This window comes from Pedococcus sp. 2YAF34 (assembly GCF_052114585.1).
Classification (GTDB): domain Bacteria; phylum Actinomycetota; class Actinomycetes; order Actinomycetales; family Dermatophilaceae; genus Pedococcus.
Map to the genome: position 1 here is coordinate 89466 of NZ_JBFRFA010000009.1, position 16142 is coordinate 105607.

General features: G+C 72.9%; 10 protein-coding genes. 3 read left to right on the plus strand and 7 right to left on the minus strand.

Going from position 1 to position 16142, the window contains the following annotated elements:
• Window positions 1–105 precede the first annotated feature (105 nt).
• Window positions 106–1425, plus strand: coding sequence for a bifunctional o-acetylhomoserine/o-acetylserine sulfhydrylase (locus tag AB4Z02_RS07300; protein ID WP_441970211.1), 1320 nt, complete (start codon window positions 106–108; stop codon window positions 1423–1425).
• Between the two features lie 49 nt (window positions 1426–1474).
• On the opposite strand, the gene AB4Z02_RS07305 is transcribed toward AB4Z02_RS07300, so the two are convergent.
• From AB4Z02_RS07305 to AB4Z02_RS07315, 3 genes are read right to left on the minus strand one after another with little or no spacing between them, the layout of a single operon-like run.
• Window positions 1475–4150: a multicopper oxidase domain-containing protein gene (locus tag AB4Z02_RS07305; RefSeq protein WP_441970189.1), complete on the minus strand. Its 2676-nt coding sequence runs from the start codon at window positions 4148–4150 to the stop codon at window positions 1475–1477.
• The gene (locus AB4Z02_RS07310; protein WP_441970190.1) at window positions 4147–5322 is read right to left on the minus strand and encodes a hypothetical protein; all 1176 of its coding nucleotides are present in this window, start codon (window positions 5320–5322) and stop codon (window positions 4147–4149) included. Before AB4Z02_RS07310 ends, AB4Z02_RS07305 begins: the two co-directional genes overlap by 4 nt.
• Entirely contained in the window at window positions 5319–6056 is a 738-nt protein-coding gene (locus tag AB4Z02_RS07315) for a helix-turn-helix transcriptional regulator (protein WP_441970191.1), read from the minus strand. The genes AB4Z02_RS07310 and AB4Z02_RS07315 overlap by 4 nt, the downstream gene beginning before the upstream one ends.
• Before the next feature lie 64 nt (window positions 6057–6120).
• On the opposite strand from AB4Z02_RS07315, the gene AB4Z02_RS07320 reads away from it, so the two are divergent.
• Window positions 6121–6951: a DUF2249 domain-containing protein gene (locus AB4Z02_RS07320; protein ID WP_441970192.1), complete on the plus strand. Its 831-nt coding sequence runs from the start codon at window positions 6121–6123 to the stop codon at window positions 6949–6951.
• Window positions 6952–7128: 177 nt separating this feature from the next.
• On the opposite strand, the gene AB4Z02_RS07325 is transcribed toward AB4Z02_RS07320, so the two are convergent.
• The 3 genes from AB4Z02_RS07325 to AB4Z02_RS07335 form a co-directional block, all read right to left on the minus strand.
• On the minus strand, window positions 7129–8196 hold the full coding sequence (locus AB4Z02_RS07325) for a ScyD/ScyE family protein (protein ID WP_441970193.1): 1068 nt from the start codon (window positions 8194–8196) through the stop codon (window positions 7129–7131).
• Window positions 8197–8394: 198 nt separating this feature from the next.
• Window positions 8395–9681, minus strand: coding sequence for a hypothetical protein (locus AB4Z02_RS07330; RefSeq protein WP_441970194.1), 1287 nt, complete (start codon window positions 9679–9681; stop codon window positions 8395–8397).
• Between the two features lie 3 nt (window positions 9682–9684).
• Window positions 9685–10356: a class I SAM-dependent methyltransferase gene (locus tag AB4Z02_RS07335; RefSeq protein WP_056883787.1), complete on the minus strand. Its 672-nt coding sequence runs from the start codon at window positions 10354–10356 to the stop codon at window positions 9685–9687.
• A 331-nt stretch (window positions 10357–10687) separates the two neighbouring features.
• Here AB4Z02_RS07335 and hrpA point away from each other — a divergent pair, with 331 nt between their 5' ends.
• Window positions 10688–14503 (plus strand): ATP-dependent RNA helicase HrpA, encoded by a 3816-nt coding sequence (hrpA, locus tag AB4Z02_RS07340; RefSeq protein ID WP_441970195.1) that lies wholly within the window; start codon window positions 10688–10690, stop codon window positions 14501–14503.
• An 82-nt stretch (window positions 14504–14585) separates the two neighbouring features.
• On the opposite strand, the gene AB4Z02_RS07345 is transcribed toward hrpA, so the two are convergent.
• Entirely contained in the window at window positions 14586–16139 is a 1554-nt protein-coding gene (locus AB4Z02_RS07345; RefSeq protein WP_441970196.1) for an MFS transporter, read from the minus strand.
• Window positions 16140–16142: the final 3 nt, after the last annotated feature.

Consider the following 16142-nt stretch of genomic DNA (forward strand, 5'->3'; position numbering starts at 1 on the left):
GTGTCCCGCACCGTCCTCGACGGTGGCGACCTGCACCACTCCACCGTCGGCGACGGACCACGCCGACGCCGCGCTGTCGCGGCCACGAGAGTGAAGGTCACCGAGATGAGCAACGCCAACTGGTCGTTCGAGACCCGCCAGGTCCACGTGGGGCAGGAGCCCGACGCGGCCACCGGGGCTCGCGCCCTGCCGATCTACCAGACGACCTCCTACGTCTTCAAGGACACCGAGCACGCGGCGAACCTGTTCGCGCTCAAGGAGTTCGGCAACATCTACACCCGGATCATGAACCCGACGCAGGACGCCGTCGAGCAGCGGGTCGCCTCGCTCGAGGGAGGTGTCGGCGCCCTGCTCGTCGCCTCCGGGCAGGCGGCCGAGACGCTGGCGATCCTCAACATCGCCGAGGCGGGGGACCACGTCGTGGCGAGCCCCAGCCTCTACGGCGGCACCTACAACCTGCTCAAGCACACGCTGCCGAAGTTCGGCATCCAGGTGAGCTTCGTCGCGGACGCCAACGACGTCGAGTCATGGCGGGCGGCGGTGCAGCCCAACACCAAGCTGTTCTTCGGGGAGTCCATCTCCAACCCCAAGTCCGAGGTGCTGGACATCGAGGGCGTCGCCGCGGTGGCCCACGAGGCCGGGGTGCCGCTCGTCGTCGACAACACCATCGCGACGCCCTACCTCATCCGCCCGCTCGAGTGGGGCGCCGACGTCGTCGTGCACTCGGCCACGAAGTACCTCGGCGGCCACGGCACGTCGATCGCCGGCGTCATCGTCGACGGCGGCACCTTCGACTACGCCGCCGACCCGGAGAGGTTCCCCAACTACAACACGCCCGAGGAGAGCTACCACGGGCTCGTGTTCGCCCGGGACCTCGGCGTCGGCAGCCCGCTGGGGGCCAACCTCGCGTTCATCCTCAAGGCCCGCGTGCAGCTGCTGCGCGACCTCGGTCCGGCGGTGGCGCCGTTCAACGCGTTCCTCATCGCCCAGGGCATCGAGACGCTGAGCCTGCGGCTCGACCGCCACCTCGAGAACACGCACAAGGTCGCCGCGTTCCTCCAGGCGCACGACCAGGTCGAGAAGGTCGTGTGGGCCTCGCTGCCCGATCACGAGTCCTACGAGAAGGCGAAGAAGTACACCCCGCGCGGTGCCGGTGCGGTGCTGGCCTTCGAGATCGCGGGTGGGGTCGAGGCCGGTCGCCGCTTCGTCGAGGCGCTCGACCTGCACAGCCACGTCGCCAACATCGGCGACGTGCGCTCCCTGGCCATCCACCCCGCCTCGACGACGCACTCGCAGGGCCCTGACAGCGACCGCCTGGCGGCGGGGGTCACGCCCGGGCTGGTGCGGCTCGCCGTCGGCATCGAGCACATCGACGACATCCTCGCCGACCTCGAGCAGGGCTTCATCGCCGCGAAGGGCGCCTGACAGCCCGTCCCGGGGAGTCGCCAGTCCACCTGCGCGGCGCCCGCGGCCCCTACCCGGTCACCCGGAGGAGGCCGTGGGCGCCGCGCTCGGCGTCGACCATGACGTGCGACAGGAAGGGGTAGTGGCCGGTCTGGGAGAACGTCAGCTCCACGAATCCCCCCTGGGCAGGTTGCAGTGCCAGGGCCTGCGCACCACCGACCGTGCCCGGTGAGCCGGGCCGGGTGAGGTAGCTGCCCTCGAGGAACACCGTGTCGAACTGGGATCCCACGACGTGGAACGAGCTCGGCCGGTTGGGTCCTGCGTCGAGGACCCACACGCGCACCCGCTCGCCGACGCGTGCCGGCAGCTGGTCGTGGTCGTACTGGTTCGCGAAACCGTTGAACACCACGGCATCCGGCCGCTCGGCCGCGACCTTTGCCGGGTCGGCGGTCCCGCCCTGCACACCGAGGTAGAGCTCGGACTGCACCAACAGGTACTCACGGTCGACGCGGGGCAGCCCCGGCGGGTCGATCACCACCGCGCCGAACATGCCGTTGGCGATGTGCAGCGACATCGGCATCGAGCTGCAGTGGTACATCCAGATCCCGGCCCGCTGCGCCGTGAAGGAGAACGTCAGGGACTCGCCCGGCGCGAGGGTCCGCATCGGTGTGTCGGGGGCCAGGGCGCCGGCATGGAAGTCGACGGAGTGGCCCATGCCGGCGTCGTTGCGCAGCGTCACCTCAAACCGGTCTCCGACGTGTCCGCGCAGCACGGGGCCGGGGGCCGTGCCGTTGAAGGTCCACAGTCGTTGCCGCACACCCACGACCACCTCGCGCACCACCTCCCGTGCGACGAGCGAGATGCGGTGCACTTGTGCGGTGCTCGCCGGTGCGAGCCGCGCGTCCCGGGCAGCGAACCCGGCGGCCGGCGTCGCCAGGAAGTCCGGGCGAGCCGCGTCACCGGTCGCCGCCTGGTGCTGCAGGGTGCCCTTCTGGGCGAGCACCCCATGCGGGGTGCCGGGTTGGTGCGCAGCAGCCGGTGCCGCTGCGCCGATGACCTTGACGGAGAACACCATCCCCATCTGCCGGTGCCCGACGACCGTGCACCAGCCGTCGAGGTCGCGGCCCACCACGTCGACCGGCAGCCGCCCGGTCTGCCCGGTGGAGAGGCGACCGCTGCTCTGGCCCGTCTCCAGGGCGAGGTCGTGCACGTCGCTGTCACGGTTGACGACCTCGATGACGAGCCGGTTTCCAGCCGGGACGTCGACGGAGTCGGGGTGGAAGCGCATGCCGCGCGCCTCGACGTGCACGGTCGTCGTGTGGCCGGTGGCGGCGATCCCGGCGGAGGACGCGGACGAGCCCGTTCCGATGGCGGTCGGGTCGACCGCGGTTCCCAGTGCCACGGCCAGCACCACCGCCGAGAGTCCGGCCATGGCCCATCCGGTATGCCGCGCGCGCACCTGTGCGCGCGGCTCGGGCTGGTGTCGTGCCGGGGTGGGGGCCCTCGTCCCGTCGGGGCCCGGTGCCGCTGCCCGGTCAGCACGGCGGGCGGTCCTGAGCGCCGACGAGAGCAGCACGAGGAAGGAGGCGTAGGACGCCAGCACCAGGGCCGAGACCAGCACCCGCACGACGCTGGGGGCGGGAAGCAGGAGGAGCGCGAGGCCCGCGTTCGCCACCACGGCCCGCAGCGCCGCCGCACGCTCGAGCACGTCGGTGGTGGCCCGCACGGCCGACGGGCCGCCGCCGCGCACCACCGGCAGCAGGTAGGTCAGGGCCCCGAGCAGCACCTGCGCGCCGAACCCGGCAGCGAGGGGCACGGCGACGCGGTGGGTGGCCTCGCCCGCGGCGCCCCAGTCGGGGGCGAGGAGCACGAGCACCGCGAGCCAGCCGAGCGACACCGCGAGCCAGCCGACCGCGGCCAGCACGGACCACGCGGCATACGTCTGGGGTGGTCTGGCCCGCGCGGCCCCCAGCATGGGCTGCAGCGACCAGAGCGCGGCGACGAGGAAGGCGAGCAGGCCCACCGCGGTGACGGTGCGGGCACCGGCCAGGGCGGCCGTCACCACGACGGTGAGGGAGGTCACGAGGGCCGGCAACGCCTGGCGTGACCGGCGCTCGGCGCCTTCGGCGATGCGGGTGCGCAGGATGGTGGGCCACAGGGTCAGGAGCGTTCCGAGCACCGTGAGGCCGACCCAGCCGAGGACGTTGACGGCCACGTGGGCCAGCACGACCCGGCCGTGGAGCAGCTCGCCGGGGTGGCGTGCCAGCAGCGTGCCCAGCGCGGCGCCGACGGGCAGGCACGCCGACGCCGCTACGTAGTAGCGCACCGAGGCGCCGAAGCGGGAGGGGAGCGCGCGGTGGGCCTGCAGGGCGATGGCGGCACCGTGGGCGGCAGCCGCGGCCCCCACCCCGACCGCTCCGACAAGGGTGAGCGACCACGTGCCCGTGACGATCCCGGCGACCACGGCCACCACACCGGCGTTGAGGACGACCAGCCGCACGACCTGGCCGCGACGGGAAGGCGAGGGGTTCTTCAGGAGGGCGTCGGCGAAGTGGGCGCTCCAGACGAGCACCGCGTTCGTCACCGCGCCCAGCAGGAGCAGGTGCACCAGGAGCCAGCGGGACTCGGGCAGGAACGGGTGCGCCAGCGAGACGCCCACCAGTCCCACCAGCCAGGCGAGCACACCGCTGTTGGCCGCCAGGTGCCAGCGCAGCCGCGGCCGCGTGCGTCCCTGCGTGGTGGTCATCGGGCGGCTCCCGCCGTGGACGTCGGGTGTGTGTCTGCACCCCGGGGTGAGGGAGCCGGGGGCGGGGGAGCCGGATCTGCTGCGCGGGCCGTCGGGCGAGGGCGGTCGGGCTGGCGGTGCACCGACGCCGACCACACCGTCACGCCGAGGAAGAGGAGCACGGCGACCGCGTTGCCGATGCCGCCCGCCGTCCGTGCGGCGTCGACGCCCCAGGCGTCACCGACCAGGGCGCGCAGGACGAGGGAGGCCTGGAGCAACAGGACCGGCGCGTACATGGCGGGGCGGTAGCGGAGCCGCACCTTCAGGACCGCGGGGAGGATGACGGGCGCGTGGGCCATGATCATCGACAGGGTGAAGCCGAGGAACACGCCGTGCACGGCCGCGTCGTAGGCCGGTCCCTCGAGCACCGGTCCGGCGAGGAGCCAGGTGCCGCCGGCCACAGCGAGCCACGCGTAGCCCACCAGCAGGCAGACGGCGATGAAGCGGGGCAGCCCCGTGCCGCGGACCGTCCTGCGCGCGACGTCGTGCAGGGCGAGCCAGCCCACGAGGACGAGCATCGAGGCCCCGAACAGCGGGAACCCGGCCGTCGGCCACAGCAGTGAGGCGACGGCGAACACCGCCACGGCGGCCGCCGTCAGCCCCAGCGCCGCAGCGCCACGTGAGCTGAGGAGCTGCAGGCGCGCCAGCTCGAGCCGCTCACCGGCGATGGTGAGGACGACGAAGCCGGCCAGCCATGGCAGCAGGCGCGGCACCGGCACCGATCCGAGCCAGAGCAGGGCGCCGCCGGTGGCCAGCACCGCCCCCAACGCCTGCACGAGCACCGCGTCGTCACGCTGCCGGCGCCACAGGCCGACGTAGACGGCGGTGAGGGCGGCGGCACCGGCCACCAGGAGGAACTGGCCCACGCGCAGCGGCACGGGGGTCACGAGGAGGAGTCCGCCGACCCCGAGCAGGGCGGGCGCGGCATACCCGCCAGGTCGGCGCAGGGCGACAGCCCGCTCCAGCGCGACCAGGGTGCCCACGAAGCCCAGCACGAGCAACGGTCCGTGCACGACGGGGAGCCGCTGGGAGAGCGGCAAGGCCGGGGCGCCGAGCAGCCGTAGCCCGGCGTCGATCCCCAGGAGCAGGGCCAGGCCCGCCGGGAGGAGGAAGGGCAGCCGGCGCCAGCTCACGGCTGGTCGCCGCCGGTGCGGGCCGTGGCTCCGGTGAGGTGGAGGAGGCAGGCGCCGGGCTCGGCGAACGGCACGAGCGAGGTTTCGTCGCTGCGGGTGTCCCAGGTCTCGAGCGCGCCCCGCACGATGCCGAGATGCACCGAGCAGACCACCTCCGGCTCCTCGCGGGCCGCGGCGATGAGGGGACACTGGCGCAGCCGCACGGTCTGGACGCGCCTGTCGGCGGTGGGGTCGAACCCCAGGCCGGTGAGGAGGTCGACCACCTCGCGTCGCGCGCCGGCGGGGGAGGAGGGTGGAGTGCGCTCGCCGGCCAGCTGCTCGCCCCACACCCGGCCCGCCTCGACGGCGTCGTCGCGCGGGTGGAGGCTCGTGCGGGCCAGCTGCATGGCGAGGGCCGTTGCGAGACCGGCGTACTCGCGCACCACCGGCTGCTGGAGCTCGGTGGCCGCGTAGAGCCACGCGGGCCGTCCCCGGCCCAAGGACTCGGCGCGCTCGCGCGTCGCCAGGCCGGCGTCGACCAGGGCGTCGAGGTGCTCGCGCACCGTGTTGGTGTGCTGGCCCGAGCTCGCCGCCAGGGCAGCCGCCGTGACCGGATCTCGGTGCGCAGCCAGCAGCTCGAGCACCACCCCGGCGGCGCGGCTCGGAGCCGTGCCCGCAGTGGCCGACGCGGAGGCCGGACGTGGACCCAGTCCGGGGGTCGAAGAGCGTTCCTCGAGGGTGGTTGGAATATTCACGGAAATGAGTGTATTAAATAATCAGACGCCCTGCCACAGGGCAGGACCGCACCGGGAGGACATCGTGGACACCCTCGTCATCGCATCGACCGAGCAGGACGCCTCCGCCGTCGAGGCGGTCAGGACCCATCACACCGAGATGGCCGGCAAGCTGACGGCGCTGGCTCGCCGGGTGGCCTCGGCCCCGGACCCCGCGACGGCGCTCGCCGCCCGCGACGACCTCGTGCAGTGGTCCGAGCACGACCTCGTGCCGCACGCCCTCGCCGAGGAGAAGGCGATGTACCCGCTGGCCCACCGCGACGAACGGGCCCGCCTGCTCATCGACGCGATGCTCGCCGAGCACCAGCTGATCCTCGGGCTCGTCGAAGGGCTGAAGGCAGCCGGGTCGCAGGTCGACGCCGCCGCCGAGGCCCGCGCGCTGGCGGTGACCTTCGAGAGCCACCTCGCCAAGGAGAACGAGCAGGTGCTGCCGCTGCTGGCCTCCACGCCGGAGGTCTCGCTCGCGGGCGCACTCGAGGGCATGCACGAGCTGCTGGGCGGGCACGACCACCACGACGACACCGGCGACCACGGGCACGGCCACGGCCAGGGGGAGGCCGCGGAGGGTGCCGGCTCGCGCGAGGGCGGCTGTGGTGGAGCGTGCTCCTGCGGCGAGACCGACGGTGCCGAGCTGCCCGAGCTCGACGCCCGGACCGTGCCGCACGCCATCCGCCACGCGACCATCTTCGGCGCCCTCGACGCCGTCCGGACCGGCTCAGGCATGGTGCTCGTCGCGCCCCACGACCCGGTGCCGTTGCTGAAGCAGCTCGAGGACCGCGCGCCGGGGGCCTTCGCCGTGGACTACCTCGAGCGCGGACCGGAGTCCTGGCGCCTGCGGTTCACCCGCGTCGCCTGACGCCTCCTGCCGAGGCCCCCGAACCGGCCGGGCATGGTCACCCCCTGGACCGTGCCCGGCCACTCGCACCCACCTCCGCGTGGGACGGTCGCAGGCGCCAGGCTGGGAAGTGGGCTGAGGCGGAGCGAAGCGAGGACCCCGGGACCGTGTCGGCCCCGGGGTCCTCGCTCTCCCGTGTCAGCGCAGCTTGACGATCGACCCGGTGCCGGTCGGCATGCCCTGGTCGTCCATCGGCGCCATCGTGGCGGCGTACAGGTGGCCGTTGCCGTACTCGACGGCGAGGGCGCCGGGCAGCTCGGCGGCCAGGCTCTTGTGCCCGTTGCGGACCGCGGTGACCTTGCCACCGAAGAGCTCGGCGACGTAGAGCGTGCCGTCCGGTCCCTGGGTCACGCTGGTCGCGCCGGCGAACCCGGTGGCCACGCGGGTGGCGTCGCCGTTCCACGGGTTCACCTTGTAGACCGAGCCGCGCGCGCCGGCCGACGGGTCCTCGGGACCGCCGGGCAGCGTCGAGACGTAGAGCATGCCGTCCCTGCCCACCTCGACGTCGGTCGGCACCGGCTCGAACTTGTAGCGCTGTCCCGCGCAGTCCGGGATGCCGTTGGCGTCGGCGAACTCCGTGCTGACGAGCAGCGGCTGGGGCGGCAGCAGCGACAGCAGCGACATGTGGCCGTTGTCGTCGACCTTGACCAGGTCGTTGCCACCGGCGTCCGCGACGACCCAGGCGCCGTTCCACCGGGTCACCGCGTAGGCGTGCGAGTCCACCCGGCCGGTGTACCCGGCGTCCTCACCGAGCGCGCCGTTGGCGCAGGACGGGTCCTTGAAGCCGTAGTGCACCTTCTGGTCGGGGTTCCGCTTGGCCTCGAAGTCGGACAGCTTGGCTACCATGGTCTTGCTCCCGCGCTTGACGGTCAGCGTGGCCGCGCCGGTGGTGTAGTCGAGCGTGGTGTAGGCCAGCGCGTTGTCGGTCTTGGCCACCCCCGACACCTCGCCGGGCATGGGCCCGGTCGCCATCGTCGTGAGGGAGCCGTCGCCGTTGACCCTCGAGACGGTGCTGGTCCCGCCGTCCGCGACGTAGAGGCGGCCGTCGTTCGTGGCCAGGTGGAACGGTGCGATGACCTCGGAGTTGAGGACCTTGGGGGTCCAGGGGGCGCGGGCTGAGCCCGCGTGGGCGGACGCGGCCGGTGCGGCGACGAGGGCAGCCGCGGACGCGACCGCGACGGCTGTGGACCAACGACTGGAGCGCATGGTGGTGGGTCTCCTCCCAGGATCAGCCCCGTGGTGCGTCACAGGGCACTGTCAGCCACGCTAGGGACGCGTCGATCCGGGCGGGTACAGCAATGGGGTGACCGGGGCACGGGCGTCGGTGGTCCACCCGACGTAGGCACCCGGCCAGGAGCAGCGGGCTCGAGCCGTGCACCCGTCCGAGTTGCGGTGGCGGCGGGGTCAGCCGCGGCCGGGGCGCGTCAGGTCGGCGTACGTCGCCCGGTCCCACGTGTGCTTGAAGTTGGGGTCGGGGTGGCGCCACCCCTCGCCGTACAGGCGCTCGAGGTAGACGAGCGGGTTGCGCGGCAGGGGCACGGGCACCCCGAGCAGGCGGCCCTCGGAGGCCGGGAACATCAGGTCCCGGTCGAGGGCGCCGCGGGTCCCGGGGTACCAGCTGATGGTGTCGCCCTCGAAGAGGCCGACGAAGACGTCGACCTGCTTGGAACCGTTGCGCCGGACCTGGCGGTGCGCGGTGAAGTTGCCGGTGACGGTGTAGCCGAGCGGGCGCAGGCACTGCTCGACCAGCGCCAGGCCCTCGCCGAGCGTCCCCGCCTCGTGCGGGTCGAACCCGATGATGATGTCGAGGTCGTCGTCGTGGGGGATGAGGTCGCCGTCGCGCACGACGCACAGGGCCGCACCGAAGCCGAAGCAGACCTGCGGCGTCAGGGAGGCCAGCGCCTCGGCGACCTTCGCGGCGAACTCGACGTAGGTGACCTTCTCGGTCTCGTCCCAGAACCGGAAGCAGCGCTGCGGGCCGTGCACGGTCCACTCGAGCTCGCGGTCGGCAAGCAGGCCCGAGGTGACGGCCGCCCGGAAGGCGCTGCGGTCCGCCGTGCTGATCTCGGTGTGGGCGTCCAGCGCCTGCCGCGCGTCGGCGTACGCGCCCTCGAAGGTCTGGGCGAGCAAGGGGAGCAGGGCGGTGATGGTGGGGTCGCCGCCGAGCTCGGTACGGTGCGTGAGCAGTCGGCGCAGCTCACCCGCGCGGGCCGCGTGGTCGTAGGCCACGAGCCAGGTGCCGCCGGTCTGCACGAGCACGCGCAGGCCGCGGGCGCGCACCGCGGTGGGCCCGTCGACGTTGCGCAGGCGCAGGCGCTCGATGTCGATGGGGGAGTCGAAGACCAGCTCGAGCCAGGCCGGCTCGTCGGCACCGGTGTGGACGACGGTCCCGGTCGGGTGCTCGAAGTCGAGCAGCCTCTGCAGGTCGAACCGCTCGCCGTACGACTTGTACCAGGAGCTCACCTCGACGCGGGCGCGGGCAGTGCGCCCGTCGTCGGGGGCGTCGACGCCGATGCCCTGCAGGTGCAGGAACTGGCCGGGCGGCAGCTCGACCCTGATGCGTTCGACCCCGTGCCGGCGCACGGCCAGCTCGAGGACGCCGCCCGGGGCGAGGAACTCGAGGTCGGGGAAGAGGGTGCGCGCGGACAGGATGACGTCGTCCAGCGCGCCGAGGGCGCGGTCGTCGACCATGGGTCAGCGGCGGGTGAACAGCTCGCGGGCGCAGTACGCGTCGTCCTGCTTGTACTTCGCGAAGCCGAAACCCTCCGCGGCGTAGGTGACCTCGAACCCGCTGGCGAGGGCGTTGGCCTGGAAGCTCGACGGGGCGACGAAGCGGCGGTAGTGGGCGTCCGTCACCTTGGCCCCGCTCTGGTCGCGGACCGTGCGGTACTCCACGGCCAGCATGTCGCCGGGGGAGGTCAGCGCCGTCGCGAGGGCGAAGAACTCCTTCTCCTCCTCGTCGGTGATGGCGTGGACGAAGAAGCGGGCGTAGATCATCAGGGGTCGGTCCTGCCCGCCGTCGGCGCGCAGCCGGCCCGGCAGCTCCGGGTCGTCGATGCTCGACTGGAGGAAGCGGGCGTCGACACCGAGGGCCTCGGCGAGGGTCTGGCAGGCCTTGACCGCCGACTCCGACCCGTCGACACCGGTCACGTCGTGGCCGTAGGAGGCGAAGAAGATGGAGTCCCGGCCGTTGCCACAGCCCAGCTCGACGACGCGGGACGGCCCGGAGAGCTCACCGGCGACGAAGGTCGCGAACTGGGACGGCAGCGGCCTGGCCACCGACGAGCGGGTGGCGTAGTAGTCGTTCCAGTAGCCCGTGCGGTCGCCGGGGGCCGCTGCTGCGGTGGAGGGGTGGGAAGCAGTCATGTCGAGGAGGACCTGTCTTCGGGTGGCCGAGCGTTCACCGGGAGTTCATGTCCGGGACACCCTAGACGAACCGGCGTCGCGCGCGTGGTATCCGCGTGTCCGCGCGTGAGGGGTCGTCGTGGGCGCACCTGAGGGGACGGCTGTCGGCGTGCGTGAGGGCGGCCCCGGGCGCTCCGGTGCGCCCCCGGCCCGCACGTATGCTGACGTGGTGTCCAGCCCCGCCCCCGACTCCCCGCGGCGGAGGGGGCGCAGGAGCCGCCCCGGAGGCAGGGGCGACCACCGGGCATCCGGTCGGCCGACGAGTCGTCCCCCCAGGCGGCCGGACATCCCGGTGCCCCCGCTCAACTACCCCGAGCAGCTGCCGGTCGTCGCGCGCAAGGACGACATCGCTGCCGCCATCCGCGACCACCAGGTCGTCATCGTCGCGGGCGAGACGGGCTCGGGGAAGACCACCCAGCTGCCGAAGATCTGCCTCGAGGTCGGGCGCGGCCGGGAGGGGCTGGTCGGCCACACCCAGCCCCGGCGCATCGCGGCCCGGTCGGTAGCCGAGCGCATCGCCGAGGAGCTCGAGGTCGACCTCGGCACGGCGGTCGGCTACCAGGTGCGGTTCACCGACGAGAGCAGCGACGACACCCTCGTCAAGGTGATGACCGACGGCATCCTGCTCAACGAGATGCAGCGCGACCGGCTGCTGCGCAAGTACGACACGATCATCATCGACGAGGCGCACGAGCGCAGCCTCAACATCGACTTCATCCTCGGCTACCTCAAGCAGCTGCTCCCGCGCCGCCCCGACCTCAAGGTCGTCATCACCTCGGCCACCATCGACCCCGAGCGCTTCGCCGAGCACTTCGCCGACGCACGCACGGGGGAGCCGGCGCCGATCATCGAGGTGTCGGGGCGCACCTACCCGGTCGAGCTGCGCTACCGGCCGCTCGTCGACCCGGACCGTCCCGACGACACCGAGCGGGACCAGGTGACCGGCGTCTGCGAGGCGGTCGAGGAGCTGTGGACCGAGAACCGCGAGGGCGACATCCTCGTGTTCCTCTCCGGGGAGCGGGAGATCCGCGACACCGCCGACGCGCTGTCGTCGATGGGCCTGCCGCAGACCGAGGTCCTGCCGCTCTACGCGCGCCTGTCCGCCGCCGAGCAGCACCGCGTCTTCGGCCGAGCCACGGGCCGGCGCATCGTCCTGGCCACCAACGTCGCCGAGACGTCGCTGACCGTGCCCGGCATCCGGTACGTCGTCGACGCGGGCACGGCACGCATCTCCCGATACAGCCAGCGCACCAAGGTGCAGCGGCTGCCCATCGAGCCGGTGTCGCAGGCCAGCGCCAACCAGCGGGCCGGCCGGTGCGGGCGCGTGGCCGACGGCATCTGCATCCGCCTCTACTCGGAGGAGGACTACGACAGCCGTCCCGAGTTCACGGAGCCGGAGATCCAGCGCACGAGCCTCGCCGCCGTCATCCTGCAGATGACGTCGCTGGGGCTGGGCGACGTGTCGCGCTTCCCGTTCGTCGACGCCCCCGACCCGCGCCAGGTGGCCGACGGTGTACGGCTGCTCGAGGAGCTCCAGGCGTTCGACAGCGAGGACGGCGCCGGCGAAGGGGCGGACGGGGCCACGCGCGACCGGCCGCGGAGGGGACGTGGGCGCGGCCGTCAGCTGACGCCGTACGGCCGCTCGCTCGCCCGGCTGCCCGTGGACCCGCGGCTCGGCCGCATGCTCATCGAGGCGGGCCGCCTCGGGTGCACCCGCGAGGTGCTCGTCGTCGTCGCCGCCCTGTCGATGCAGGACCCGCGCGAGCGGCCGGCCGACAAGCAGACGCAGGCCGACCAGTCGCACGCGAGGTTCAAGGACGAGCACTCAGACTTCGTGTCGCTGCTCAACCTCTGGGGCTACCTCAAGGAGCAGCAGAAGGCGTTGTCGCACAGTGCCTTCCGCCGCATGTGCCGCACGGAGTTCCTGCACTACCTGCGGGTGCGCGAGTGGCAGGACCTGCACAGCCAGCTGCGCAAGGCGTGCCAGGACGTCGGCATCGACCCCAGGCAGGCGACGGCCGCGCCGGGGGAGGCCCCGAACGCCGACCTCGTACACCAGGCCCTGCTCGCCGGCCTGCTGTCACACATCGGGCTGCGCGACGAGGCCAAGCGCGACTACCTGGGCGCTCGGGGCGCCCGGTTCTCCATCTCGCCGGGGTCGACCCTGTTCCGGCGGCAGCCGGCGTTCGTCATGTCGGCCGAGCTCGTGGAGACCACACGACTGTGGGCCCGCACCAACGCGCGCATCGACCCCGTGTGGGCCGAGCGGCTGGCCCCGCACCTGGTCAGGCGCACCTACTCGGAGCCGCGCTGGTCACGCAAGCAGGGGGCCGCGCAGGCGACCGAGCGGGTCACCCTGTACGGCGTGCCGCTGGTCGCTGCGCGCACCGTCAGCTACGCGCGCATCAACCCCGAGGAGTCGCGCGAGCTGTTCATCCGCCACGCGCTCGTCGAGGGCGACTGGGACACCCACCACGCCTTCTTCCGCGCCAACCAGGCTCTCCTGCAACGGTTGTCGGAGCTGGAGGAGCGCGCCCGGCGCCGCGACATCGTCGTCGACGACGAGGACCTCGTCACGTTCTACGAGCAGCGCGTGCCGGCCGAGGTCGTCTCGCAGCGGCACTTCGACCGTTGGTGGAAGGACGCCCGCAAGCAGACGCCCGACCTGCTCACCTTCACCGAGGAGCTGCTGACCCGCGACAGCGCCGACGAGGTGTCGGCCAGCGACTACCCGCGGGTGTGGCGCCAGGGCGGCCTCGAGCTCGCCGTGACCTACCAGTTCGAGCCGGGCGCAGCCGCCGACGGCGTCACCGTGCACATCCCGCTGCAGGTCCTCAACCAGGTCGTCGACGAGGGGTTCGACTGGCAGGTGCCGGGCCTGCGGGCCGACCTCGCGACGGCGCTCATCCGCGCGCTGCCCAAGGCGACCCGTCGCCACTTCGTCCCCGCGCCCGACCATGCGGCGACCGCCCTGGCTGACGTCCAGCCCGGGGGAGGGCGACGCCTCGACGAGGAGCTGGCCCGGGTGCTGCACGCGCAGACCGGCACCCGCATCCCGCCGGAGGACTGGGGCGTCGAGCGGGTCGCCGACCACCTGCGCATCACCTTCAGCGTCGAGGACGACCGCGGACGGGTCGTCGGCAGCGGCAAGGACCTCGCCGCGCTGCAGGAGCAGCTCGCCGGCCAGGTGCAGCGTCGCATGTCACGAGCCAGCGCCTCCGTGGAGCGAAAAGGGTTGGTGCGCTGGGACTTCGGGCACCTGCCGGAGACCTTCGAGGCGCGGTCCGGGGGCCAGGTCGTGCACGGCTACCCCGCGCTCGTGGACCGGGGCACGTCGGTCGACCTGCAGGTGCTGGCGGGGGAGCGGGAGGCCCACGCCGCGACGGTCCTCGGGGTGCGGCGGCTGCTGCTGCTCAACACGACCGCGCCGTGGAAGCGAGTCCTCGCCCGGCTCTCGAACACCCAGAAGCTGGTGCTCGCCGACAACCCGCACGGATCGGTGCCGGCGCTGCTCGAGGACTGCCTCGCCTGTGCCGTCGACGCGATCGTCGCCCAGCACCCAGGAGGCGCCACCGCCGTCCGCGACGAGGCGCCCTTCGAGGAGGTGCTCGCGGCGGTGCGCACGCACGTCGCCACCCGGGTGCTGCAGGTCGTGGACGAGGTGGAGCCCGTGCTCGCCGCTGCTCGCGAGGTCAGGGCCGAGCTCGCCCGGCTCACGGCACCCGCGACCGCCGCGCTCACTGCGGACGTCCGGGCCCAGCTCGACAGCCTCGTCTACCCGGGCTTCGTCGCCGACACGGGCCTGGACCACCTCGGGCACCTGCGCCGCTACCTGCGCGCCATGGTGCAGCGCCTGCAGAAGTCGACGTCCTCGCCCGCGGCGCTGGCGCGCGACGCCGCCAGCCAGGAGGTCGTGGACCGCGTGGAGGTCGCGTACGCCGACCTGCTCGACTCCCTGCCGCCGGTGGACCGCCGCTCCGGCCCCGTGCGCGCCGTGGGGTGGATGGTGGAGGAGCTGCGGGTGAGCCTGTTCGCCAACGGGCTCGGCACCGCATACCCCGTGTCGGAGAAGCGGATCCGCGCCGCCATCGCGGCCCTCGACGCCTGACTCGACCCTCACAACGCGTTTGGGGGCGCCGGGGTGACGTATGGGTCACTCCGGCGCCCCCAAAGCGGGTAGGGCAGCTCGGTCAGGCGAGGTGCACGTTCTCGTGGCCCTCGGTCGAGAGCTTCTCGTGCTTGACGTTGAGGAACGCGAAGGTGATCGCGGCCGCGACGAGGATCATCGAGGCGCCGACGAGGTAGGCGCGGCCCGACCCGTAGGTCTGCGCCTGCAGGCCGATGAGGGCCTTGGCCTGGCCGATCTGCTCGGGCGTCATGCCACCCGCAGCCGCCTTGGCCTGCAGGGCACCGCCGAGCTCGCCGGCCCGGTCGGCCAGCGCGCTGGCGAACACGGTGCTGAGCGTGGCCAGGCCCAGCGAGCCACCCACCTGCTGCATGGTGTTGAGCACCGCTGAGGCGACACCGGAGTCCTCCTGCGCGACACCCGCCACCGCGGTGAGCGTCATGGGCACGAACACCAGGCCCATGCCGAACGCCATGACGACGATGAACGGCAGCAGGTGACCCGCGTAGGAGCTGTCGACCTCGAGCCGCGAGAACCCGAACATCGCGGCCGAGGCGAGCACTGCACCGGTGCCGGAGATCCAGCGGGGGTCGACGCGCGTCATCAGGGCAGAGGCGACCTGGGCGGCGATGACGATGCCGAAGGAGAACGGCAGGAACGCGAACCCGGCCTTGAGCGGCGAGTACCCGAGGACCTGCTGGATGTAGAGGCCGAGGAAGTAGAACATCGAGAACATCGCCGCGCCGACGACCAGCATGACGACGAACGACGTACCGCGGGTGCGGTCCTGGAGGATGCGGACCGGCAGCAGCGGGTGCTCCGAGCGCGACTCGACGAGCATGAAGACCCCGAGCAGGACGACACCGGCGAGGAGCGTGCCGACGGTGACCGCGTCGCTCCACGAGGTGCTCGCGGCGTGGGTCAGGCCGTAGACGAGCGAGGCGAGGCCCAGGGTGCCGGTGACGGCGCCGGGGACGTCGAGGGTGCCGCGTCCGCGCTCGGACTCCTTCAGCACGCGCGGGGCGAGGAAGACCACGAGCAGGCCGATCGGGACGTTGATGAAGAACGTCCAGCGCCAGGAGGCCTCGGTCAGGGCGCCACCGAGGATGAGGCCGATCGCGGCACCGGCACCGGACATCGCGGCATACACGCCCATGGCGCGGTTGCGCGCCTGGCCGGCCGGGAAGGTCGTGGTGATCAGGGCCAGCGCGGTCGGCGACGCGAGGGCTGCGCCGACTCCCTGGAGGGCGCGCGCGCCGAGCAGGATGGCCTCGGTCTGGGCGATGCCGCCGAGCAGGGAGGCGAGGGCGAAGACGATGACGCCGGTCATGAAGACCTTGCGACGGCCGAAGAGGTCGCCGAGGCGCCCGCCGAGCAGCAGCAGCCCGCCGAACGCGAGGGTGTAGGCGTTGACGACCCAGGACAGGTTGTCCGGGGTGAAGCCGAGGTCCTTCTGCAGGTGCGGCAGGGCGATGTTCACGATGGTGCCGTCGAGCACGACCATGAGCTGGGCGGCGCTGATGACCGTCAGGGCCAGGCCGAGGCGCTGCGGTGCCTTCGACGGCGCCGGCACGCTCTCGGGCGTCGAGGCGTGCTCGAGCGCAGAGGTGGAAGACATGGG